Genomic DNA, 22,939 nt, shown 5'->3' with positions numbered 1-22,939 from the left:
CATCGCACGTTCGAGCATGAGTCAGCACCAATCAACGATCTTCGTCACTGGGGGCGCAGGCTTCATCGGGTCTGCCGTCATAAGGCATTTCCTTGCAACGACCAGCACCGCAATCGTCAACATCGACAAGTTGACCTACGCCTCGAGCCTGGACTCGATTCCGGAACCCGCGCGGCAAACCTCCCGCTATGTCCTTGCAAGGACCGATATCTGCGACGGCGAAGCCTTGCGGGAATTGTTCGCCCGGTACCGGCCGCAAGGGGTGATCCACCTCGCGGCGGAGAGCCATGTCGATCGCTCGATCGATGGTCCCCAGGAATTCATAAAGACCAACATCAACGGCACCTTCACGCTCCTGCAGGAAGCGCTACGCTATTTTCGGACACTGGCACCGTCGGAACGCAAGACGTTTCGCTTGCTGCACGTCTCGACGGACGAAGTGTTCGGTTCGCTCGGGCCGGAGGGCGCCTTCACCGAACAGAGCGCCTATGCGCCGAACTCGCCCTACTCCGCCAGCAAGGCGGCCTCCGATCATCTGGTTCGCGCCTGGTGCGAAACTTACGAGTTGCCGTGCCTGATCTCGAACTGCTCGAACAATTACGGCCCGTATCAGTTTCCCGAGAAATTGATCCCCCACATGATCATCAGGGCGCTCGCCGAGGAGAGCCTTCCGGTCTACGGCGACGGACAGAATGTCCGTGATTGGCTCTACGTCGAGGATCACGCGCGTGCGCTGCAGACGATCCTGGCGCACGGCAAGATCGGCGAAACCTACAATGTCGGTGGCCGCAACGAGCGGACCAATCTCAATGTCGTCGATAGGGTCTGCCTACTGCTTGACCGGCTTCAACCGTCAAGCCGCGGAGATCGCAGCCGGCTGATCTCGTTTGTGGCCGATCGCCCGGGCCACGATCGCCGCTACGCGATCGACGCATCGAAGCTGGAGCGCGAGCTTGGCTGGAAGGCGAATGAGAATTTCGAGAGCGGGTTGGAAAAGACCGTTCGCTGGTATCTAGCGAATAAAGCCTGGTGGCAGGCCATTCGGCAGTCCGGCTATGACGCAAGCAGGCTGGGGCTGGTGGCTCCAGCCGCACAAGATGGTGCGCGCCTCGGCTAGCCCCCTGGTTCGATACCATTATAGAGATGATATGCGTGGATTACGGCGTACAAATGAGGTCGGTCCCGATCGGGTTGCGGGACCAAGAAGGACAGACCGATCGCTGCACTTCCAGCAATTCGGCCGGAAGCCTCTTGCACGCGCCAGAGCGCCGGGCGTCGGCGCCGTCCTAGCCGCTGAGTACCGCCGCCCCCGTCGACGTCAGCACCGGCTCATCCTCCTGCAATTCGACCAAGCCGAGTTCCATCAGCACGCGCAAATCCTCGTCGCTGACAGGGGACAATTTCAGCCGGCGGGCATGGATGTCCCGCAGCGTCCAGCGCAGGCCAATTGCTCTTTCGAGGGGGAATTCAGCAAACGGGTTATCAGCCATTCGCCCCGATTAGTTCGGCATTTCGATCAGACTTTGGCTTTGCCGCGGCGTCTTCGTGAACGCCACAGGATGGCCGAGACCCGTCCGCATCGAGGTCGGGTCTGCTGCAGCAGCGCGAAATACGGAAACTCTCAGTACCGATAGGGTTCGATATCGAGCAACGGGAAAGCGCTGAACACGCTTGGCAGGTTGGTTGGCGTCGCCGGATACAGGTAGGACTTGTCCAACTCGGAAAAACGAGTAACGCCAAGCAGCCCGAGGCAGCGGATCACTTCATCCTCGAGCAGTTCCAGCATACGCACGATCCCGGCCTCACCCGCGGCGGCGAGGGCCCAGCACTGAAGTCGGCCAATGCCAACGAGATCGGCGCCGGAAATAATCGCCTTCACGATGTCGGTGCCGCGGCAGATCGAGCCGTCGACCATGATCTTGGCCCGGCCCGCGACCGCCTCGACAATCTCGGGCAACACTTGCATTGAACCGCGGCCGTGGTCGAGCTGGCGCCCGCCGTGGTTCGACACATAGATCCAGTCGACTCCATGATCGAGTGCGGTCTTTGCGTCCTCCGCGGTAGCGATGCCCTTCAGGATCAAAGGAATCTTGAATTTGTCCTTGATGAGCTTCACCGTCCGCCATTCCAACCCTTTCTGGAAATCGCCGCCGGTAGCGCGAATGCGGCTCTCGCGAACGTAACGCTTGGCGATGTCGCGCTCGCGCCGGCTGTAATGGGCGGTGTCGACCGTGAGGCAAAACGCGGCATAGCCGTTGGCGATGGTACGGCTGACGACGTCTTCGACGAAGCTGTCATCGCCGCGCACATACAGCTGAAAGATCCGCAGCGCGTCCGGCGCGGCCTTCGCAGTATTTTCCAGACCCGGCTCGGAGACTGAGCTCAACATGTGCGCTGCACCAAACGTCCCCGCCCCGCGTGCGACCGCGCCGCCTGCATCGGGATCGAAGATTTCAAGGGCCCCAACCGGGGCGATCATCACCGGGATGCGCAGCTTGCGCCCGAAGACTTCGGTCGAAGGGTCGACATGTGTGACGTTGCGCAGCACGCGCGGCCGGAAAGCGATCTCGTCGAGCGCCATCCGGTTGCGACGCATCGTGGTCTCGGTCTCGGAGGCGCCGACGATATAGTCCCAGGCGTTCTGATTGAGCTTGGCGCGGGCCTTCCGCACGAATTCGTGCAGATTCTGATATTCCTCGCCGCTGGCGCCAAGTTCGACATTGCGCTCCGGCCGGATGGGGGTCCCGTCATTCATAGTGCTTCTCTCCCGATTTGGCCGGCACATTAGCCGCAGACAAACCGGAAAAGCTACCGCCTAGAACGGGTGAAGCCGCGCGCGAAGCCCTGCCATTCGCTAACGAGATAGATGGGACATCGGCGGGAAAATCCCGTCACCGAAATGCGTCAAGGCACGAGGAAGTTCGTGGCGGTACACTGGCGCGGCGGCTCGTGCTTATCGCCCTGAAAAGCGGCTTCGGTATTCGGTTGGTGAGACGCCAAGGTGCCTTAGGAAGGCTCGGCGCATGCGCTCGTCATCGCCAAAGCCCGCGCGTTTGGCTACCTCGACCACACCGCCGATCTGGCGGCTCTCGAGCAACAGACGCGCCGTCTCCACGCGCAACGCCTCAACGCCGCTTGCGGGCGTCATGCCGGTGCGGCTGACATAGGTGCGGGCAAACGTGCGGGGCGTCATGCCGGCCTTTTCGGCGAGCGTTTCCACCTTGAGATCACTCGCGATGTTCTCGATGATCCATGCATGCAACGCGCTGAAGCGTCCCTCGACGTCGGACGCCTGTGCCGCGAGCACCGTCGAAAACTGGCTCTGGCCACCGGGCCGCTTCAAGAACACCACCAGGCGACGCGCAACGTCGAGCGCGGTTGTATGGCCAAAATCCTCCTCGATCATCGCGAGCGCCAGGTCGATGCCGGCGCTGACGCCGGCCGAAGACCACACCCGTCCGTCCTTCACGAAGATGGCGTTCGGCTCGACGCGGATATTGGGGAAACTATCCTGCAGCCGCGGACAATAGCGCCAGTGCGTTGCAGCACGCTTGCCGTCCAATATCCCGGTCCAAGCCAGCGCGAACGCTCCAAGGCAGACCGAAGCGACACGGCGCGCCTTCGGCAGCGCCTGCATGACCCACTTCATCAACTTCGCATCGTTGCGCATCTCCCAGATGCCCGGCCCGCCGGGGATCACCAGGGTGTCGATCTCACCGGGCTGAACCTCATCGATGGGTGATGTGTCGATCATCATGCCGACATCGGTCGGCACAAGCCCGCCCGAGGCCGACAGATAGGCCAGCGAATAGCCGGGTCCGGGCAATTCGATCGCTTCCAATTCCGCGAATACCTGCGCCGGGCCGGATATGTCGAGCAGTGTCACCCCCGGAAAGGCGACAATCGCGATCAGTCGCGTGGGCGCTTTCTCCTGGGGCTCGGGCCGGGACGGTTTGGCAGTTTTCGAGGGCATATTGTCCTTTAGGCCATTCGAGGCCCCCCTGTATAGCTCACGATGCACTCTGGAGTTCCTCCATGTCGCGAAGTCTGAGCAGCCGATATCAGGCGATCAAATCACCCTGGTCAGACTATGCGATCCAGAGCTTCCCCGATGCCTCCCAAATAGATCATGCCGATCGCCAGCCGTTGATGGACGCCATGAACGGCATCATCGCCGTCAACTGGCAGGCCACCGAGCCGCACTGGACCGCCGCCTCCTCGCCGTTCGACAGGAAATACAGCCTTATCCTGGTCTATGACCGGTCAGGTCTTGTGGCCTTTTCGGTCTATCGCGTCCTGGAAATCTCGGCCGGACCTGCGATCTATCGCAGCGGCACCGAGGTGCTGCCGGCGCACCAGGGGCGTGGTCTTTACGGGTTCTTTACCACTGAGGTCCTGAAATGCTCGGGCGCAGCCGAAAGAGCCGATGGCGTGCTCTACGGCTGGCGGACCCGCAATCCCATCGTTTGGGCTGCCAACGCCAAGATTTGCGAAAGGGTCACGCCCTCGTTGCTGGACGATGCGCAGGACCCCGCCTTGCAGGCGGCCTGCGTCGAAATGTGCGCCTCGCTTTATCCAGGCAAGGCGCTCGAACTGCCCGACATGATCATGCGGGGTGCCTACGGCCATATCAAGCACCACCGCCAAGCCTATCACGGTACTGCGTCGCTCGTTGATGCGGCGATGTCACGCAAAATTCCGAATTCCGCGGATGCCCTGTTCTCAGTCGGTTACGCGAGGGTGTGATGTCGATGGTCGGACAGCAAGCCGTATACGCCCCGACCTCGCGCCTGGCCGACCGCGCCTATCTGGCATGGGCGACCGTGGCCGCCGCCTACGCAATCGCCTTTCTGCAGCGGGTATCGCCGCAATCGGTCAGCCTGAGCTTCATGCACGACTTCAACACCGATGCCGCCGGTGTTGCGATGCTCGCCTCAAGCTACTTCTGGGGCTACACGCTGATGCAGATTCCGGCGGGACTTCTGGTCGACCGCTACGGGGTCAAGCGGGTTGTGCTCGTCAGCATGATCGCTTCTTCGCTTGGAAGCGCGGCATTCGCGCTGGCGCCGAACCTCCTCAACGTCTTTGTAGCACGTCTGATCGTGGCCTGCGGTGACGCCCTGGTCTTCACCGCACTCCTGAAACTCGTCGCGCAGAGCTTTTCCGACGAACGGTTTGGCGCGATGTCCGGCATCTCGCAGGTATCAGGTTATGTCGGCGGTGTGATCGCAACCACGCCCCTTGCGGCCGCCGTGGCCGGCTTCGGCTGGCGGGCCTGCTTCCTGTTCATCGCCTGCATCGGCCTTGCCAACCTGGCGTTCGCCAAGGTTGCGCTGAAGCCCGATCCCGCGTCCCACAGCAACAAGACGCTGAAGGGCGTCGTCGCAGCAGCGCGGCAATCGCTGACGCATGTTGCGAACTGGGGTTGTGCGATGACCTTTGCGTCGCACTTTGCGGTCGTCACGACGCTGTCGGGCGTCTGGGGCATCCCGATGGTGGCGCACTTCTTCAACATCTCGCCAGCGACCGCGGGCACCCCGCTGCTCGCTTTCATGATCGGAAACGCTCTTGGTTCAATCTTCCTGGGTCATGCCGCCGATCGCGCTGCTGCTGCACTCGACAACGCGCTGATCCGCATTTGCCTGCTGCGCATGGTCCTGATCGCGATGCTGCTGCCCCCGGTCGCGCACGCATTCGGCTTCGTCTACGTCACCATCGTCTTTACCGCGCTCGGTCTCGTCGCCGGCGGGACCGTCCCGCTGGTGCTGAAATGCGTCAAGAAGCTCTACACCGCTGACCTGATCGGTGTCGGCGCGTCAGTGAACACGACAGCGGCCGGAATCTTTGCCGGCGCTTCGCAGCCCGTCATCGGGTTCGCCATGCTTGCCGCAAGCCAGGTCTCCGGAATCGACGCCGTGCACAACGCGGCTGTGATCGGCGATGCCGGTTACGGCGCCTTGATTGCCATTCTGCTGCTCATGTCGCTGCCGGGAATTGTCGGGCCGCTGCTGATGAGGAGCAAATTGATAGCTGGTTAATCTCATTAAGAGTGAAGGGGACGTTATGGAACGTTTATTTCTAAGACGAGGCGAGGTTACCGCGAACTATCCGGTGAGCAGTTGGCAAAGCGTGATGTTCTCCGAATTCGAAGCGCAGATGAGCAGCGAGGCGCGGCCGTTTCCCTGCATTTTCGGAGTGACGGGACATCGCCAGGATCAGCTCCGCTATCTCTTCCTCGATCCCTACGACGTCGGAGTCCTCGGCGAACAACTCGCGCAATATGTCGCACAGTCGCGTACCTTCGGGCCCAACACTTCGCTGATCGTGTTCACGCGGCCCCGCCCCGTGCAAACGCTCGACGCCTATTATCGCAAGATGTGGCTGACGCTCGATCAGCTCGCTCGCCTGGACAGGCGCCCGTGGCCGACCGACATTCCCGAGCAGATCGACCATCCGATGTGGGAGTTCTCGTTCGCCGGCGAGCCGATCTTCGTGGTGTGCACGACACCCGCGCATGTGATGCGACAGAGCCGCCGCTCCAGCGCCTTCATGCTCACCTTCCAGCCGCGCTGGGTATTCGAGAAGATCCTTGGAACGGAGAAGGCGGCGAACGCCGCGTTCGCCGAGGTCCGCAAGCGCCTCATCCCCTACGACAGTGCGAGCCCCTCGCCGCTTCTCGGACGCTACGGCGCATCCGACGGGCGCGAATACCTGCAATATTTCCTGCACGACGATAACGATGCGCGCGGCGGCTGCCCATTCGCCAAGCTCGCGCAGAACAAGACGCCATCCATCGAGAACAAGGAACAGGCAGCATGACCCAGATCATTGCATCTACGAAGACCGAATTCGCCATCGATCCGGCGATCCTGAACCTGCTTCCGGCGCAGGGCTCTGTCGAACTGCAGCACGATGCGGCGGGCAAGGTGCACGCCTTCCACACTCACCCGGTGGACGAGATCCTGATGATCGTCAGCGGACGGCTGAACTTCATCTGGGATGGCGGCGAACGCATCGTCAGCGCCGGCGACACCATCCTGTTGCCTGCCGGAACACGCCACCAATCGGAGGCGCTCGAAGGTGGCGCGGTCTATGTCATCGCGACGCAGCCGCCGGCCAATCCAATCAAAAATTGACGATCAGGGAGAATGCAAGGCCTTCAACACAATGAAGGATCATCCGGCGGCTGAGCCGCCAAACGCTCGATCAGCTCGATAACTTCGGAACGCTGATCGGGCGCAAGCCGAAGGAAGGCCTTCAACAGTCGCAGGCTTTCCAGTGTTTCGCTCGATGGAGCTCCGAGCTTCTTCTGCAGCTCTGCAACATAAGTTGGATTTTTCATCTCGCACCTTAAGTGAGGATCACAAATGGCATACCCAGGAAAACGTGAAGGCTTGGCCCAGAAGGTCGACACCGCATGCCAGGAGGCTGAGCGTCTCGGCCTGACGACGGCAACCTTGATACTCCGGATGGCACGCCTCGAGATCGATCGGGCGGAACCCGAAGAAGTTGAAAGTATGCCAAGGAGCAACCTGCGCAGCAAGCCGAACTGAGGCCCAGACGGCCCGATTTCGGCCAATCAGGCTCGCCGCAGCGGGCCGGTATACGCGCTAATGAGCTCAAGGGCGAGCGGTCCCCGCTCACCGGGGGTTGATCTGACCAGTGGTCGATATGACCAGTGATGTGCTGGCGCTGCGTCCTGGCAGGCTAGCCGGTTTTCCCCGGCTTGCCGAAAGCCCCAGCCTTGGCCAGTTCCGCGATGCGCCGGTCGTCGTAGCCGAGCGTCCTGCGCAGCACGTCCTTGGTGTGCTGGCCAAGCAACGGAGCTGCTACCGGGTCGATGGTCGGCGTCAGGCTCATGCTGACCGGCGATTCGATGTTGGGCACCGTTCCGGCGGTTGGATGGGGGATTTTGCTCAGGCGGTGCCGGTCGCGGACCTCAGGTGCATTGAACCCCTCCTCGACCGTACGCAGGTAGCCGACCGGAATGTTGGCCTTCTTCATCTTCGCCATCCAGTTCTCGAGCTTGTCGCTCGCAAACACGCCGGCGATGATGGCGCGCAGCTTCTCCTTGTTGGCGGTCCGCGCCTTGCGATGCGCAAATTCGGGATCGGTCACAAGATCCCGCCGCTCCAGCACCTCCGTCACCAGCCGCCGATACAGGCGATCGTTGGCACAGGCTATGTAAAGCGGTCCATCGGACGCCTGATAGACCCCCACCGTCGGCGAGCCGTTGGGTGAGTTCCCGAAGCGACCCGGGTTGTTGCCATTGATCAGATAGGCCATGCCGTAAAAGCCGGTCATCGCCACGGCGGTGTCGATCAGGGCGACCTCAACCTGCTGGCCGCGGCCGAGCCGGTCGCGCGCGATCAATGCAAGCAGGATCGCGTTGCAGGCTGACATACCCGTCGCCATGTCGACGATCGGCGGACCGGTCCGAACCGGCTCGCTGTCCGGAAAGCCGTTGAGCGACATGAAGCCACTTTCTGCCTGCGTAATCGGATCGAAACCCGGACGCAAGGCGAAATCGCCCTTGCGGCCGTAGGCCGAAATCGAACAATAGACTAGGCGCGGATTGGTCGGCGCGACCGATGCGTAGTCGAGGCCGAATTTCTTCATCACGCCACCGGAGAAATTCTCCACCACAACGTCCGCCCTGGCGATCAACGCGCGCGCCACCTCCAGCGCAGCCGGGTTGTTGAAATCGAGCGCAATGCCGCGCTTGTTACGGTTCAGGCTCAAAAACGCAGCACTTTCGCCGCCTATCTCCGCGTGCTCATACGCGCGCGTGTCATCACCGCCATCCGGATTTTCGATCTTGATGACCTCGGCCCCGAAATCCGCCAACGTCTGCGTACAAGCCGGCCCGGCAACAACGCGGGTGAAATCGACGACCAAAAGACCATCAAGGGCCGTCGGGACGCCGTTTCCGCGCGGCGTACGCTCCGGCAGTTCTGGTCTGGTCGTCATGATCGGGCGCTTCCTCTTCTTATTTTGCCAGGCGAAATTCGATAATCGCGGCGCAATCGCCTTTTACCGGAAGCCCTCCAGCAACGCCAAACCCGGATTTTGCAGGGCCGGACTTCGGGCCGGCATGGCTGTCTTAGGGCGAGCGCCCTCCCTTCAAATCCGGCCTTGCCTCCAAAAGAAAAGCCGCCCGATCCCGGCATGACCCGGTATCGAACGGCACCATGAACGCAGATCGTCGGCTTGCTCGCTGCCGCGCTGTCGTTATCGCAGTATAGCCTACTCGGCGACCATTTCGCCCGAGCCGCCGAACTCGGCCGGGAAATCCTTCAGCTTCGGCAGGCCGTCGCGCATCGGCAGCACCGTCTCGGCATAGTTGACGTGGACTCCGGGCGTAAAGACAAGCGTCGGAATCGTAGCGGTGAAGACATCGACGAGCCCGAGCGTCGGGTGGTTGGTCATCAGATGACCCCCGCACTTGGCGCAATATTTCCTTTGGCTCATCGGTGTCTTTTCGAACGTCGCGAGATGCTGCGCACCCTTGGTCACCTGCACGGCTTCCGGCTTCCAGAGGCTGAATGCATTCACCGGGCCGCCGGACCAGGAACGGCACGAACGGCAGTGACAGTAGCCCATGGCTTCCGGCTCGCCGGTAACCTCCAGCTCGACAGCGCCGCAAAAGCAGTTTCCAGTATGCTTCATCAGACAGTTCTCCTTTGATGAACCCGATCAGGACGGCTTTCGCCACGGCACCAGCATCGACACATGCTGCCTGTAATCTCGGTATTCGTCACCAAACAAGTCAACGAGATCGCGCTCCTCGAGCAAGATGCCAACGAAAATGTAACCCGTGGTCACCGCCGCAAACAACAGGTGTCCGACGGTCATGGTCGGCGCCGCCCAGAAGGCGATGATAAAACCGAAATAGATCGGATGTCGCACGAATTTTTAGTACAGCGGCGTCCGAAATCTCGGCGCCGGCATCGTCCGCCCGACAAGGTTGTTCATGACCTGATGCAATCCGAACAATTCGAAATGGTTGATCAGGAAGGTGCTGGTGAAGACGATCACCCAGCCGAGAAAGGACAGTCCCGTGACCACCGATGCCAATTCCGGATTCGCCACCTGCCAAACGACCGCGGGCATCGGCCGCCACTGCCAGAACGGCGAAGGCTGCCTTGCACCAGCTGCGCCGGACTCAGGCCAACATCTCGCTGGCCTGGATCGCAACCCAGCTGCCCTGGAAGCTCGGCGGCGATCGCGAGCACTACCTGGGAGGCTTTCGTCGCGCCGGACTGGAATAGCCGCGCGGGGAAGTACATTCGGTCCATCAGCTCCGCCCTATCCCGGAAGATCCTTCACGGGATTGGATGCCGCGTGGCAGAACCGTATATCAATGCCGCCCGACTTGGCGTTGGATGCTCCTTCCAGCCGTCACCTCGCCGGTAATCGATCGCGATCCGCAGTTGCGATAACATTACATGGCTCTGCTCAATGCCGATCTTCGTTTGATCGATCGAGCCACTCGCTGGCGAGGGAGGGATCGCCTGACTTTTTATTGGTCTTCTTGCGAGGACCTCTGTCTTGGCAAAGCTTCTGAGTTGCCAGAGGGATTCAAGTTCAACCGCCACCGATCCACCTGCTCCTGAGCCAGATAACCGCTGCGCCGATCAGAGCCATGAGCAGGCTGCTCCACCAGCTCGAAGGCGATCGTGCGGCACTGATCGACCTGAGGTACAGAAACGCTCCCAGCAAGAGACCATAGTGTTTTCGAAATTCCCCGCTTCTGCGAGCGATCTCAATGAGGTCCGAAGACCTGACGTGTTCATCCGACATCACTGAACCCCAACGCATTGAGATCAGATTATAGGAGCGAGTCGGATGGAAGGTCGAGTCAAATTTCCGATTTTCCGAATTTGTGATCGGGAACCGATATCGCGGCGCGGGATCGAAGCCGGACCTGAGGCGAAGCGGCACGGTTCAGGAGAACCTGTGCTGCATCCTGCGGGCGCGCGCCCCAGGCTATCCTGGACAATCCGGGAGGCGAGCGCGCGAAGCTCCCGGCCATGAGAATCAGCATGTCATCTTGCCCAGCGCTTCAAGTGATCAGCGCCGCTGCACCCAGGGTCCGGCGCGATCGAAGATTCTATCCACAGGCGCCACGGTGCCCGCCTCGACCGGATCGGCTAAATTGCAGGCCCGCGGTAAGGTGACCGTCGATCCCTTAAGCCCAAGATATGACTGATCATCCAACCCTGGCCGACATGGCGGCGACACTGGAGCAATCACCTGACTACCGGGTGTTGCGTCGTCTCGTTCCTCGTCCTGAATTCTCCCCAAGCGATGGCGAAGCGGCCAAGACCGCGCTCTTGCTCGACGTCGAAACCACTGGTCTCGATGCGGCCCGCGACGAAATCATCGAACTTGGCATGGTCAAGTTCAGCTATCTGCCGGACGGCCGGATTATCAGAGTCATCGACACCTTCAGCTGCTTCAACCAGCCATCGATCACCATCCCTGCCGAGATCGTCGCGCTGACTGGGATCACCGACGAGATGGTCCGCGGCCACGGGCTTGAGAAAGAACGCGTCAACCAGTTCGCCTCAGACGCGGTCGTCATCATCGCCCACAATGCCGCCTTCGACCGCAAGTTCATGGAGCGGTACGCGCCTCTGTTCCAGCACAAGGCGTGGGCGTGCTCGGTCAGCGAGATAGAGTGGCGCAGCCATGGCTTCGAGGGATCGCGCCTCTCCTACCTCTTGATGAAAGCCGGCCTGTTTCACGAGGCGCACCGGGCGGTCGATGACTGCCTGGCGCTTCTGGAGATCCTCGCGCTTCGCCTGCCGCATCTCGATCGCACCGTCCTGTCTGTTCTGCTCGAACGCGCCCGTCGCAAGACCATCAGGATCTGGGCCGAACATTCGCCGTTCGAGCTCAAGGACGAACTCAAGCGGCGCGGGTATCGCTGGAGCGACGGCGCCGACGGCCGGCCGCGGTCCTGGTACATCGATGTCGATGAAACCGGTCAGGCGGCAGAGATCGAGTATCTCCAACGCACGGTTTATCAGTGCGAAGTTGAGGTGCGGATCCAGACCCTGACCGCGTTCGACCGCTTCTCCGTCAGGACCTAGGCCAACAGGATCTAACGGCCAGCTTTAATATCCGTGACCTCTCGCCATCCTTACGGGAACGAACTGTCACCCATCCTTCAGGAAGGGCACAGGCTTTTCTTCAAGCTGAGCGCTCCTCTCGGGCCAGCGGTGCCAGGAAGGTATCATCGTCCAGTCCTTGCTCATAGAGGAGGACAGTCATGATCAACTCACACCAAACGCCCCAATGGCCCCGACATCGCCGCGCGGGAGCCAGTCACCCCCGCGGCCGCTCACCGGCTCGCGAGCCGCCGACCGGCGGCCAGTCGCGGCGTAACGCTCACAAGCCAAGTTTCAATGGCGCATTGGCACTGTCGAGAAACTCAACCGTGGTGAACCACAAGTCGGTATCGCCGACGTTTTCGAGATCGTGGATCTTGTATTCGCCCTCTCCATAGGCGAAGTGGCGCGTCTGGCCGGCCGAATAGACCGCGTCGCCGACGATGCCTACCGCGTAGATGTAGGGAAGCCCGAACAGCAGCTGGATCAGCTTGCCGGCGCCCACCAACTGGGCGATCAGATAGAAGACCACAATCACGAGCGTGTTTACGCCGGCGACCGCCCTCACCGGCACCTCGGCCAGCCGATATGCCGCCACGTCGGCAAAGGTGTAGCGGCCGAGATTGCGCAACGGCTCGGCAATCAGGAACAGGATCATCGGGAAGCCGACGAGAAAGCCGATCGCATAGATCATGCCGTCGTAGCCTGAGGTGTAGACGAGCGCCGTTACTCCCAGAAACGTCGCCGCCGACGTGTAATCACCGGCGATCGCGAGCCCGTTCTGCACGCCCTTCAGGCCGGCGCCGGCGGCATAGAAGTCCTTCGCCGTACTCGTCCCCCGTCGCGCAGCCCACAATGTGATGGCGAGACTGATCGCGACAAAGCCGAGGAACATGGCGATCGCCGTCGCGTTCAACGGTTGCCGTATGCCTGTCGCTGATGTCAGCGCGTCGGCCGCCGCAGGACCGGAAACCATGGCGAATGCAGTTGCAAACAAGGCTCCGCAAGCCGAGCGTGACGTCATCGGAGATCCTCCAGAAGAAGCTGACTGAGGCTATCGAAACGGGAATTGGCTCGCCTGGCATAGACTGCTGTAAGCAAGAAACCGAGTGCGATCAGGCCGACGCCGATCAACACGCCCCAAGTAATCACGGTGCCGCTCCACAGCGGATATGCGAGCAGCCGAGGCCAGAATGCGATGGTCAGGATGTAGGCGAAGTAGGCGGCTGCCATGACGATCGACATCCCGACGCCAAGGCGTGTGCGTTCGCTCGCAAGCTGCCTGAACGCGGGATGGTGCTGGATGGTTTGCAGGTCCATTGGTTACTTCTCCTCCCTCCTTTGAGTTTGCCTAGGCGGCAATGCCCGTCGCCACCGCAGTCTCCGCCATCACCGCCTCGGGACTGCGATGCTGCTCCGCCATCGCCCGTTCTTCGGCCGTGGCGATCTGCGCCTGCATGTATGCGCCGAGCTGGCGGGCGCGCCGGACGACCGCGGCTCCAAACGGAAGCCGGGTCGACTCGAACTTCGCGAGCGCCGCTGGCAGATCGACCGGATGAGCTCGCAATGCATCGACCAGAGCCGCCGCATCGGCCGCAGCTTTCGTCACGCCCATCCCGACATGGGGCCTAGCCACGAATGCGGAATCGCCGAGGATGACCGTCCGGGATCCGAGCGCCATGCACGGCGTCTCGAGATCCAGGATGGCCTGTATGAACGGCTGCGGCGTCAGGTGAACGACTTCGGCAAATTGCGGCGCCAGCAGTCGCTCCGCGTCCCGACGCATTGAGGCGATCACATCGGATCGTATCCTGGTCGGCGGAATGGATAGTTCGTGACGGACTCCGTCGATATCCGTCAGAAGATCCGCCAATCCATCGTCAGCGTCGGCCGGGCGGTACCAGACGAAATTGAAGCGGCGCTCGCCGACATCCATCTCTTCGTTGGGTCCCGCGACGGGATAGCCGAGCATTTGCTCCCCGGGAGGCAGGCTAAAGGCGAACCAGTCGCACAATTCCGCGCGAGTCCGGGCCGACAGGTCGCATTCATTGACGAGGCCCCGCCAGGCGACATAGCCGGCGTATTTGGGACAGACGTCCGCCGCGAGCTGCGCCCTGACGCTTGAGAATATGCCGTCCGCGCCGATCAGCAGATCTCCCGAGGCCTCGGAGCCGTCCGAGAAGCGCGCCACCACGCGGTCGCCACACTCACTGACTTCCTCGAGGTTCTTGCCGTGATGGTAATACTCTGCAGGCAGCGCTGCCTTCAAAAGCCCGTAGAGGTGCCCCCAGGACGTGAGCACTTGCCGCAAGCCGAGCTCGCCCGCGATACGGCCGCGTTGATCCAACACGCGCCGCCCCGGGACGACGACCCCGACCGCTGCGGCTGCGGTATCGATGCCGGCCCGGCCCAATACCTCGAACAACTCCGAATGGGTAACAATGCCCGCACCACGGCCTGCGAGCTCGGCGCCGATACGCTCGTACACATCGACGATCCAGCCTTCCCGCCGCAACAGCAACGCGGCGAAAAGCCCGGCCATTGACCCACCGATCACGAGTGCTTTCGGCTGCACCCCACGCTTCCAGCGGTCGTCGCTCATGAGCATCCTCCCTTCGGTGATCGGTTCGCGCGGCGTTGCGTTGCCTTGCTTATTTATCAAATGATCAATTATCGGCATGCGGTTGATCCAAGTCAACGACTATTTATCACCTGATAAACAAAATGTGATGGTCGCCGCCCCGGTCGGCCCCGGCGGCAAATCGGTGTATGAAGGTGCGAAAGCGTACTCAAACTGACGAATCAGGTGTGAAGCAGCCCAGAAGAGTGCGTCTTCCGACGCCGATCCGAGAGCAGCAGAGGCTGGACCCGTCCGAGCGGGAAGCCATTATCGCGCGGGAAGCCGTGTCGTTTTTCGCCGAGCACGGGTTCGAGGGGCAGACCCGCGAACTGGCGAAGCGGCTTCGCATTACCCAGCCCCTGCTCTATCGCTATTTTCCCAGCAAGGAAGCCCTGATCGAGCGGGTCTATCAGGAAGTCTTCGTCGGGCGCTGGAAGCCGTCCTGGGAGAAGATCATCACCGATCGCTCGGTCCCCCTGAAGGCCAGGCTGATCCAGTTCTATCGCGAGTACGCCGAGGTCATTCTCACCTACGAATGGATTCGCCTGTTCATGTTCGCAGGTCTCAAGGACCTCGGATTGAACGCCCGTTATCTCAAAATGCTGCGCGAACGCGCGTTCGAAAAGGTGATCGAGGAGATCAGGATCGAGTATGGACGCCCCTCGACCGATGAGCTCCCGACCACTGATCTCGAAATCGAGATGGTGTGGGGCCTGCACGCCGCGATCTTCTATCTCGGAGTTCGCAAGTTCATCTACTCGATGCCCCTGGAGACCGACGTCAATTCGATCATCGATGCGAAGGTAACAACGTTCCTTGGCGGCGTTCGCTTCGTTCTCCCGTCGAAAGCGACGGCTTAGATCCCTGTTCCTCCAATTACGCTCCGATCGCCTTCTTGATGCGGGCGGGACTGAATGGGAGTTCGTGCATGCGAACGCCGGTTGCATCTCTGATCACGTTTGCGATCGCGGCTCCCGTCGGCCCTTGCGCGGCCTCTGCCACCCCATAGAAGCCGTCGCCGGGCCGATCTATCAGGTGAACTTCAACCGACTCCGGGACGCTGTCAAACCGCATGATCGGATAGGCAGACCAATCCACCGACGTGACGCGGGTGCGATCGAACGTTACGCGCTCGAACAGCGTCCAACTCAGTGATTGCAAAATGCCGCCTTCGATTTGGTTGCGAACACCGTCCGGGTTCACGACCTGCCCCGTGTCCACTGCCGCCACGACGCGGCGGATGCGAACCACGCCGCTCAGGCGCGCGACGTCGATCTCGACGGCCACCGCGCACCAGGCCTCGAGGTTCTTGTAACGTGCAAAGCCAAACCCGAATCCTGCGCTCTCCGAACGCTTGACCCGCTGTGCCCAGCCGAAGCGCGATGCCGCCGTTTCGATGACTTCTCGCGCTCGGGGATCGACAGTGTGGCGAAGCCGAAACGTGACGGGGTCCTGCCCTGAGCGCGCCGCCAGTTCGTCGAGCATGCTCTCGATCGAAGGCACGTTGAGATAGCCTCCGAGGGAGCGCATCGAGGAACCACGCAAGGGCATGTCAGGCAGGAAGTGACTGATCACCTTGCAGTTCGACCTGCCACCCCGCAAGCACGAAGTATTTCGCAGATGACCTCTTCATTCCGAATGTCGGCGTGCCGAAAGACGAGCGACCGCCCCCAGATGGATGGTACCCCGTTCCAGAGAGGTTTTGTTGCTGTTGGAGAGATTGTCGACTCCGACGACATCGAGCCCGGCGTATCGCGACACAGAGATGGGACCGATGTAGCCAGCGCCTTCGGTCAGCAAGATCATTTCGGCCACTTTCCGTATTCGCCCAACCGACTTCCGTGCAATGGCTGCCAGGCGCAGGCTGTGCTCCCCAGGGATCGCGTGAATTAACTTTTCCAACCGTCGAGCATGATGCTCTCCGGCTGCTCCCGCGTGTCGTACAAGATCGCGGCGCTGTCGAGTTGACAACCTGAAGTGCGAAGATTCGTCGGATGGAAGTCGGCTTCTTACCGCTCCCGCAGGGCTTCCTGCTTATATCTTGCCAGCGGCGAGAGCAGATAGCTGATCATTCTGCGCGAACCCGTCTTAATCTCGACCGTCACTGCCATGCCCGGGCCGAGCTTGACGAGCTTGTCCTCCACCTGCATGTGCGTACGGTCGAGCGAAATGCGTGCGGCATATTCCAGGTCCTGACCTTTCGGCTCACTGCTGCTCTGCGCTGCGCCCGATGCCCGGTCATTCGACCCGCCCTGCGGCCTGTCGCGCGTGATCGCGTCCGTCGACACGCTGAGCACGTCCCCATGAAGGAGCCCGTAGCGCGTGAAATTGAACGTATCGACCTTGATCTCCGCCTTCTGTCCCGGATGAACGAATCCGATGTCGCGGTTGGAGAGCATGGCCTCGATCTCGAGCTGGCTCTCGCTCGGGACCACCACGGCCAGCGCCTGAGCCGGTGTCACCACGCCGCCCACCGTATGAACGGCGAGCTGCTGCACGACCCCGTCGACCGGTGCGGTCAAACGCTGGAGTTTCGTGCGCCTATCTGCCTTGACGACCTCCTGCGCGGCGCTCGCGGCCTTCTGCTCGGCCTTTGCAAGCGCTTCATAGGTCGCGCGGCGATACTCCGCTGCGGTCTTGTCCTTCGTTTCCTTAAGCAAGGCGATGGCCGCATCGGCCTCGCGCAGCCGGCTTTGCTGCAGGACGAGATCCTGCTGCATGGCGACCAGCTCCTGATACTCGGAGAGATAGACGACTTTCGACGCCAGTGCCTTGTCGACGAGGCCCTTGCGGATGTCGACTCGCTCCTGCAGCACCGGGATCGTCGCCTCTAGCTTCGCGACGCTCGCGGAGGTGGTCGCCCGTTCAGCCTCCTTCTGACTCTGCTGGCGCGAGATCTCGGAAAGCTTGGCGCTCTGCTCGGCGCGCTGGCTGATCAGGAACTGGCGATGCATCTCGACCTCGGCGGCGCTTGCGCTCTGCGGCGGCCGGAAGGCGGCAAGCGGATCCGCCGCGAGCGCCGCGCGCAGCCGCGCGACGTCGAGCTTGGCCGCAAGGAGATCGCTCTTCTGGCGCTCCTGATCGGCTTCCGTCATCGTCGGGTCGAGCTCGATCAGGACGTCGCCGGCCTTGACGCTCTGGCCGTCGCGGACGTGAATGGCGCGGACAACGCCGGTCTCGAACGGCTGGATCAGCTTGGTGCGCCCGCCCGGCACGATCTTGCCGGTCGCGGTGGCGACTATATCGACACTGCCGAATGACGCCCACGCCAGCGCGATGCAGAACACCGCGATGATGCTCGCCCCGATCGCGCGTCCGATCGGCGACGGCGGCATTTCAGTAATCTCGAGCGCCGCCGGCAGGAAGGCAATTTCGTGCTCGCGGCGGCGGGGTTCGCGTCTCGGAAACGGGACGATGTTGCGGCTAGCGGACGTCATGGATCCCGGCCTGCAGATAGTGAAGGTTCGCGTAACGCCCGTTCGACCGGATCAGCTCATCATGGCTGCCGTCCTCGACGATGCGGCCATGCTCGAGGGTGATGATCCGGTTCGCATTGCGCACGGTCGACAGCCGGTGAGCAATGACGAACACAGTCCGTCCGGCGGAAATCCGCTTCATGTTCTGTTGGATGGCGCGCTCGCTTTCGTAGTCCAGTGCGCTGGTTGCCTCATCGAGGATCAGGATGCGTGGATCGGTGATGAGAGCGCGCGCGATCGCGATACGCTGGCGCTGCCCGCCGGACAGGCTGCTGCCGCGCTCACCCACGACGGTGTCATAGCCCTCGGGCAGCTCCAGGATGAAGTCGTGAGCGCCGGCGAGCGATGCCGCCTCGATGACGCGCTCCATCGGCATGGCCGGATCGGCGAGCGCGATGTTCTCGCGGACCGAGCGGTTGAAGAGCACATTCTCCTGCAGCACGACGCCAATCTGACGCCGCAGCCAGCTCAGATCGACCATCGCGAGATCGACGCCGTCGACCAGCACACGTCCGCTCTCCGGCACATAGAGACGCTGGATCAACTTTGTGATGGTGCTCTTGCCCGAGCCCGAGGAGCCCACGATGCCGACAACCTGGCCCGGCTCGACGCTGAAGGACACGTCGTGCAGCACCTCGGGGCCGTCGATGCGGTAGCGGAAGGTCGCGTGCTCGAATGTGACCTTGCCGCGGATCGCCGGCAGCGCCGCGCGGGCAGGAGTGAAGCTTGGCTCGGGAATGGTGTTGAGGATGTCGCCGAGACGATCGATCGACAGGCGGGCCTGATGGAAGTCCTGCCAGATCTGCGCGAGCCGTAGCACCGGCATGCTCACCCGCGCGGCCAGCATGTTGAATGCAACAAGCTCGCCGACGGTCAGATCGCCGCCGATCACGAGCCGGGCGCCGAAGTAAAGCGTTGCGGCGACGACCAGCTTGTTGATCATCTGGACAGCCTGGCTCGCCGTGTTGTTCAGGCTGAGCACGCGGAAGCTCGCGGCCACATAGCCGGCGAGCTGCTCCTCCCAGCGGCGTTGCATCTGCGGCTCGACTGCCATGGCCTTCAACGTCTCGACGCCCGTGACGCTCTCGACCAGGAAAGCTTGGTTCTCGGAGCCCCGATTGAACTTCTCATCGAGGCGCCGGCGGAACAGCGGCGCAGCTCCCGCGGAGATGCCGATGTAGAACGGGAAGGACGCCATGACGATCAGCGTCAACGTCGTCGAGTAATAGAACATTACCGCAAGGAAAACGACGGTGAACAGGAGATCAATGACCAGCGTGAGCGCCGAGCTCGTCAGGAACTGGCGGATATTCTCGAGCTCGCGGACGCGTGCCACCGAATCGCCAACGCGCCGGGTCTGGAAATACGCGATCGGCAGCGCCATCAGGTGACGAAACAGCCGGGCGCCGAGCTCGACGTCGATACGGTTTGTCGTGTGCGCGAACAGATAGACGCGCAGCGTCTCGAGAACGGTCTCGAACACCGTCAGCGCGACAAGGCCTATGACCAGAACGTCCAGCGTGCTCATGCTTCGATGCACGAGCACCTTGTCGATGACCACCTGGAAGAACAGCGGTGAGATGAGGGCGAAGATCTGAAGGAAGAACGACGCGACGAGCACTTCGCCGAGAAGACGGCGATACTTGTGGACCGCGCCGAGAAACCAGCTGATATCGAAGCGGCGGGCGAGGTCGGTCAGCGCCGCGCGCCGGGCCATCAGGATGATGTCACCGTCCCAGATACCCTCGAGTTCGGCCTGCGTCATTGTTTCGGGTCGGGCAGACAACGGGTGCTGAACGAGGAGCTTGTCGTCGATGACCTTGCCGAGGATCAGGAAGCCGCCGTCGCGCAGCAGCGCTATTCCCGGCAGCGGCGTGACCGCAAGCCTGTTCCAGCTCGTCCTTTGTGCCCGTGCCTTGAGCCCGAACTCCTTGGCACAGCGCAGGATTTCGGTAACACCCAGGCGCGCCGCGCCCATGCGATGGCGGATTTGGCCCGGGTCGGCCGCGATGCCATGGCAACGTAGCAAGATCGCAACTGCGATCAGCCCGGATTCAACATCAATCTCAGATTCAGTGCCCGCTACCTGGAATTCGCTGCTCCCCGCGTGGGTCGCCGTATCGCTTCGATCGGCGAGACGCCCGCGCATCAACATATCGCGGGCAAGCATTAGGATATCCCGGGCACGCGTCAATGGACCGCGGATGCGGATCAGGGCATCGCGCGCACGTTCCGCCTGATCACGCCCGCGGACAGCCATGCCGGCAAGAGCATGAAACACCCGATTGGCGACGTTCTGTGATCCGGTTAGGATCAAGCGGCCGTCCCAGATTTCTTCGAATTCCGCACGCGTCATCAGTTTCGGATGCGCCGATTTCGGATGGAGCACGAGCGCCCCTTTGTCGTCGACCTTTCCGAGAAGCAGAAATCCGCCGTCATGGAGCGATGCGATTCCAGGCAGCTGGATGCTCGCAAGTCGCGTCCAATGCGTCGTACGCGAACGGACCTTGACTCCAAATTCGCGCGCGCAGCGGAGCATCGCGCGGATGCCGACCTCATCGCTCCCGCAGCGGTCGCGGAGCTGGTCGGGCTCAGTGTTCACGCCATGAAGACGCAGGAACAGAGCCAGGGCTCGGAGCCCCAGATCTGCGGCGTGGGCATTTCCGTTCTGGATCGCCATTTCTTACTCAACCCTTCGCGGCTACCCGGCCGCGTTTGATGTCCCTTCTCATGCATTTCCAAAACTGGTGGTACCGCACCCGAACGCCAGGCGCCTGGCCGCGGAAGCGGATCAGTGCTGAGGCCTGGTCGGGAACGGGCCCTGACCCCAGATGGCGACATTCGACGCCGCCACCACGATCTGAACGGATCGACCCGGCCTGGATTACCGGCCAACGCACTTGTGGACACTCCACGACCTCTTTGGCAGGCCAAATTGAAGACGGGGAATTCCACTGCCGCGCATCGCGAAGGCGCGCGACATACCGCACGCTCGCAGCCTAGGACCACGAGCAGATTTCAAAGCATTGCAGCCTCGAACCGCGAGGAGATTTCAGAGCAGTGGGATTTTGGAAGCTGGCCCCCCAACTGCTAGGCCGGTTGGTTAATAAGCAAAAATGGCGAAAAAACTTTCAAAATGTGAGTATACACACGTATGCAGCGCCCCACTTGCGCTACACGCATGTATTTTGCGCCGACACGCGCTCGGTTAGTCGGAAGACACACGCTTGATTTTTCCGGCACATTGCTCGGCATCAAAGCTGCGGATAGATCGCGAGCCGCAGAGCCACCCGAGAAGATGAACGCTCGCAAGTGACTATCCATTCCTTTGCCGTTGCCTGCGGCGTTCGATGTTTCTTCTGCATTTCCAAAACTGATCGTTCTGCACCCCGGCGCTGATGCGCCTGGGTGCAGAAGCGGATCAAGCTTGCGGCCTGGTCAGGAAAGCTTCCCGACCCACCCCGGACGCTTGCGACACGGCGGCCACGATCTGACCAGAATCGACCCTGCCGGTGTTGCCGGCCAGATACTGGTTCAGCAGCGCGAAGCTCTGGCTTGCCGCGGACGCGGTGGAGACGCCTGTCGCAAGCTGAGCATTCGCAAGAGTGGTCGCCTGCGGAGCGGTGGTCGCCAGAGTATTGCTGACCGAGCCCAATTGCTGCTGCAGCAGCTCAAAGCCTCGGCCTGCCAGGAAGCCTGCGTTCGCGGCAGTCGTAAACGAATGGTCCGGTACGACGGTCGGCTGCGACGACGTTGTGGTCGCGGCGCTCCAAGACGGAGGAGTCGTCACGGTGGTCGTTTGCGACGACGGCGCAGTCGTGTTGATCGCAGGTCGCGGATCCGTCACGGTGATGGTCTGCGGCGAGGCTGTCGAGACGGTGCCGGCGACCGGATCCATCGCGCTTGCGGTCAGAGTGAGTGTTGCGACGGGATGGCCGCCGCCCCTGTAGTACGAGTGCAGCGTCAGTCCGCTGTCGACCTGCGCGGCGGTCAAGGTGATGTCGTTACCCCCCCTGAATGTGTGACCATCCAGGTTGTCGGTGATCGTCTCGTATCTCGGCAGCCCCGTGATCTTCACGGTGACGAGATCGTTGGAGTCGGTCGTGGTCACCTTTGTCCCGAGGTCGACCGTGCCGCCTCTTCCGGCCACCCAGAGCGAGTTGTCCGCGATGGTGAGGACCGGCGCGATCGATGACGGGGTCGATGGGGTGGTCGGGGTGGTCGGAGTCGTTGGCGTGGTCGATGACGTCGGATCGACCTGTAGCCCCGAGAACGTCTTCACCGCGCCCGAGAGGTCCGCCGCGAGACCGCCGGCATCCTTGATGCTCGCACCGCTCGGAAGGTTGACGCCGGTGATGGCGAGCGCCGAAGTATTGGTATCCGTCGACGCGACAGTCGTTTTGAAGGTGAGCGAGCTCGTCCCGGAGCCGCCGACATAGGTGGCCGTTCCGCCGTCATTGAGCTTCAGCGTGGGCGTACCGGTGACGGTCACGGCCTCGCTGAAGCCGAGCGTCATTGTGATGGCATCGCCGACATGCTCGATTCCCGTCCCCGGCGAGGCGGAGGCCTGCGTCACTGTCGGCGCGACGTTTGGCGGGGTGGTGGGCGTGGTTGGGGTCGTTGGCGTGGTCGATGACGTCGAGATCTGGAGACCAGAGAATGTCGTCACCGCGCCCGAGAGGTTCGCTGCGAGACCGCCGGCATCCTTGATGCTCGCGCCGGTCGGG

20 protein-coding genes and 3 pseudogenes are annotated in these 22,939 nt (G+C 61.9%); 9 read left to right on the top strand and 14 right to left on the bottom strand.

Features of this window, described 5'->3' with window-relative positions; genetic code table 11:
• The first annotated feature begins 16 nt into the window (after positions 1-16).
• Entirely contained in the window at positions 17-1,117 is a 1,101-nt protein-coding gene (gene rfbB / locus ACFFWD_RS27970; RefSeq protein ID WP_376970727.1) for a dTDP-glucose 4,6-dehydratase, read from the top strand.
• 169 nt (positions 1,118-1,286) lie between these two features.
• On the opposite strand, the gene ACFFWD_RS27965 is transcribed toward rfbB, so the two are convergent.
• The 3 genes from ACFFWD_RS27965 to ACFFWD_RS27955 form a co-directional block, all read right to left on the bottom strand.
• Positions 1,287-1,490 (bottom strand): hypothetical protein, encoded by a 204-nt coding sequence (locus ACFFWD_RS27965; RefSeq protein ID WP_376970725.1) that lies wholly within the window; start codon positions 1,488-1,490, stop codon positions 1,287-1,289.
• Positions 1,491-1,621: 131 nt separating this feature from the next.
• Positions 1,622-2,755, bottom strand: coding sequence for an alpha-hydroxy acid oxidase (locus ACFFWD_RS27960; RefSeq protein WP_376970723.1), 1,134 nt, complete (start codon positions 2,753-2,755; stop codon positions 1,622-1,624).
• A 198-nt stretch (positions 2,756-2,953) separates the two neighbouring features.
• Positions 2,954-3,973, bottom strand: a complete 1,020-nt coding sequence (locus tag ACFFWD_RS27955; protein WP_376970721.1) for a GlxA family transcriptional regulator — start codon at positions 3,971-3,973, stop codon at positions 2,954-2,956.
• A 185-nt stretch (positions 3,974-4,158) separates the two neighbouring features.
• Here ACFFWD_RS27955 and ACFFWD_RS27950 point away from each other — a divergent pair, with 185 nt between their 5' ends.
• The 4 genes from ACFFWD_RS27950 to ACFFWD_RS27935 all read left to right on the top strand — a co-directional run bounded on the left by ACFFWD_RS27950 (position 4,159) and on the right by ACFFWD_RS27935 (position 7,136).
• A complete protein-coding gene (locus tag ACFFWD_RS27950) occupies positions 4,159-4,746 on the top strand; it encodes a hypothetical protein (RefSeq protein ID WP_376970719.1) in 588 nt (195 codons plus the stop codon).
• Positions 4,746-6,038 carry an MFS transporter gene (locus ACFFWD_RS27945; protein WP_376970717.1) on the top strand — a complete coding sequence of 431 codons (1,293 nt, stop codon included), beginning with the start codon at positions 4,746-4,748 and terminating at the stop codon, positions 6,036-6,038. The genes ACFFWD_RS27950 and ACFFWD_RS27945 overlap by 1 nt, the downstream gene beginning before the upstream one ends.
• A gap of 73 nt (positions 6,039-6,111) precedes the next feature.
• Positions 6,112-6,819 carry a YqcI/YcgG family protein gene (locus ACFFWD_RS27940; RefSeq protein WP_376970715.1) on the top strand — a complete coding sequence of 236 codons (708 nt, stop codon included), beginning with the start codon at positions 6,112-6,114 and terminating at the stop codon, positions 6,817-6,819.
• Positions 6,816-7,136 (top strand): cupin domain-containing protein, encoded by a 321-nt coding sequence (locus ACFFWD_RS27935; RefSeq protein WP_376970713.1) that lies wholly within the window; start codon positions 6,816-6,818, stop codon positions 7,134-7,136. The genes ACFFWD_RS27940 and ACFFWD_RS27935 overlap by 4 nt, the downstream gene beginning before the upstream one ends.
• A gap of 23 nt (positions 7,137-7,159) precedes the next feature.
• On the opposite strand, the gene ACFFWD_RS27930 is transcribed toward ACFFWD_RS27935, so the two are convergent.
• Positions 7,160-7,342 (bottom strand): hypothetical protein, encoded by a 183-nt coding sequence (locus ACFFWD_RS27930; protein WP_376970711.1) that lies wholly within the window; start codon positions 7,340-7,342, stop codon positions 7,160-7,162.
• Between the two features lie 52 nt (positions 7,343-7,394).
• Between ACFFWD_RS27930 and ACFFWD_RS27925 the strand changes: the two genes are divergently transcribed.
• A complete protein-coding gene (locus ACFFWD_RS27925; protein ID WP_376970709.1) occupies positions 7,395-7,553 on the top strand; it encodes a hypothetical protein in 159 nt (52 codons plus the stop codon).
• A gap of 154 nt (positions 7,554-7,707) precedes the next feature.
• On the opposite strand, the gene ACFFWD_RS27920 is transcribed toward ACFFWD_RS27925, so the two are convergent.
• The 3 genes and pseudogenes from ACFFWD_RS27920 to ACFFWD_RS27910 all read right to left on the bottom strand — a co-directional run.
• Positions 7,708-8,970: a CaiB/BaiF CoA transferase family protein gene (locus tag ACFFWD_RS27920; RefSeq protein WP_376970707.1), complete on the bottom strand. Its 1,263-nt coding sequence runs from the start codon at positions 8,968-8,970 to the stop codon at positions 7,708-7,710.
• A gap of 276 nt (positions 8,971-9,246) precedes the next feature.
• A complete protein-coding gene (locus ACFFWD_RS27915; protein WP_376970705.1) occupies positions 9,247-9,669 on the bottom strand; it encodes a GFA family protein in 423 nt (140 codons plus the stop codon).
• 27 nt (positions 9,670-9,696) lie between these two features.
• Positions 9,697-10,131: pseudogene (locus ACFFWD_RS27910) on the bottom strand (methyltransferase family protein); the annotation flags it as partial.
• 14 nt (positions 10,132-10,145) lie between these two features.
• On the opposite strand from ACFFWD_RS27910, the gene ACFFWD_RS27905 reads away from it, so the two are divergent.
• Positions 10,146-10,271 carry a hypothetical protein gene (locus ACFFWD_RS27905; protein ID WP_376970827.1) on the top strand — a complete coding sequence of 42 codons (126 nt, stop codon included), beginning with the start codon at positions 10,146-10,148 and terminating at the stop codon, positions 10,269-10,271.
• A gap of 933 nt (positions 10,272-11,204) precedes the next feature.
• Entirely contained in the window at positions 11,205-12,098 is an 894-nt protein-coding gene (locus ACFFWD_RS27900; RefSeq protein WP_376970703.1) for a 3'-5' exonuclease, read from the top strand.
• 454 nt (positions 12,099-12,552) lie between these two features.
• Here ACFFWD_RS27900 and ACFFWD_RS27895 read toward each other — a convergent pair.
• The 3 genes and pseudogenes from ACFFWD_RS27895 to ACFFWD_RS27885 all read right to left on the bottom strand — a co-directional run.
• Positions 12,553-13,092: pseudogene (locus tag ACFFWD_RS27895) on the bottom strand (sodium:solute symporter family transporter); the annotation flags it as partial.
• Between the two features lie 44 nt (positions 13,093-13,136).
• Positions 13,137-13,436 (bottom strand): DUF485 domain-containing protein, encoded by a 300-nt coding sequence (locus tag ACFFWD_RS27890; RefSeq protein WP_376970701.1) that lies wholly within the window; start codon positions 13,434-13,436, stop codon positions 13,137-13,139.
• Positions 13,437-13,467: 31 nt separating this feature from the next.
• Complete coding sequence (locus ACFFWD_RS27885; protein WP_376970699.1) at positions 13,468-14,718, bottom strand: FAD binding domain-containing protein; 1,251 nt, start codon at positions 14,716-14,718, stop codon at positions 13,468-13,470.
• Positions 14,719-15,020: 302 nt separating this feature from the next.
• On the opposite strand from ACFFWD_RS27885, the gene ACFFWD_RS27880 reads away from it, so the two are divergent.
• Entirely contained in the window at positions 15,021-15,596 is a 576-nt protein-coding gene (locus ACFFWD_RS27880; protein WP_376970697.1) for a TetR/AcrR family transcriptional regulator, read from the top strand.
• Positions 15,597-15,612: 16 nt separating this feature from the next.
• Here the strand turns inward: ACFFWD_RS27880 and ACFFWD_RS27875 are convergent, their stop codons facing one another.
• The 4 genes and pseudogenes from ACFFWD_RS27875 to ACFFWD_RS27860 all read right to left on the bottom strand — a co-directional run.
• Positions 15,613-16,221, bottom strand: coding sequence for a molybdopterin cofactor-binding domain-containing protein (locus ACFFWD_RS27875; RefSeq protein WP_376970695.1), 609 nt, complete (start codon positions 16,219-16,221; stop codon positions 15,613-15,615).
• Between the two features lie 524 nt (positions 16,222-16,745).
• The gene (locus ACFFWD_RS27870; protein WP_376970693.1) at positions 16,746-18,173 is read right to left on the bottom strand and encodes an HlyD family type I secretion periplasmic adaptor subunit; all 1,428 of its coding nucleotides are present in this window, start codon (positions 18,171-18,173) and stop codon (positions 16,746-16,748) included.
• The gene (locus ACFFWD_RS27865; RefSeq protein WP_376970691.1) at positions 18,160-20,892 is read right to left on the bottom strand and encodes a type I secretion system permease/ATPase; all 2,733 of its coding nucleotides are present in this window, start codon (positions 20,890-20,892) and stop codon (positions 18,160-18,162) included. Before ACFFWD_RS27865 ends, ACFFWD_RS27870 begins: the two co-directional genes overlap by 14 nt.
• Before the next feature lie 741 nt (positions 20,893-21,633).
• Positions 21,634-22,939, bottom strand: a pseudogene (locus tag ACFFWD_RS27860) (hypothetical protein); the annotation flags it as partial.

Origin of the sequence: Bradyrhizobium erythrophlei (genome assembly GCF_042430365.1) — a bacterium.
Classification (GTDB): domain Bacteria; phylum Pseudomonadota; class Alphaproteobacteria; order Rhizobiales; family Xanthobacteraceae; genus Bradyrhizobium; species Bradyrhizobium erythrophlei.
The sequence above is the reverse complement of the archived record's forward strand: the minus strand, read 5'-3'. Positions and strand labels throughout refer to the sequence as shown.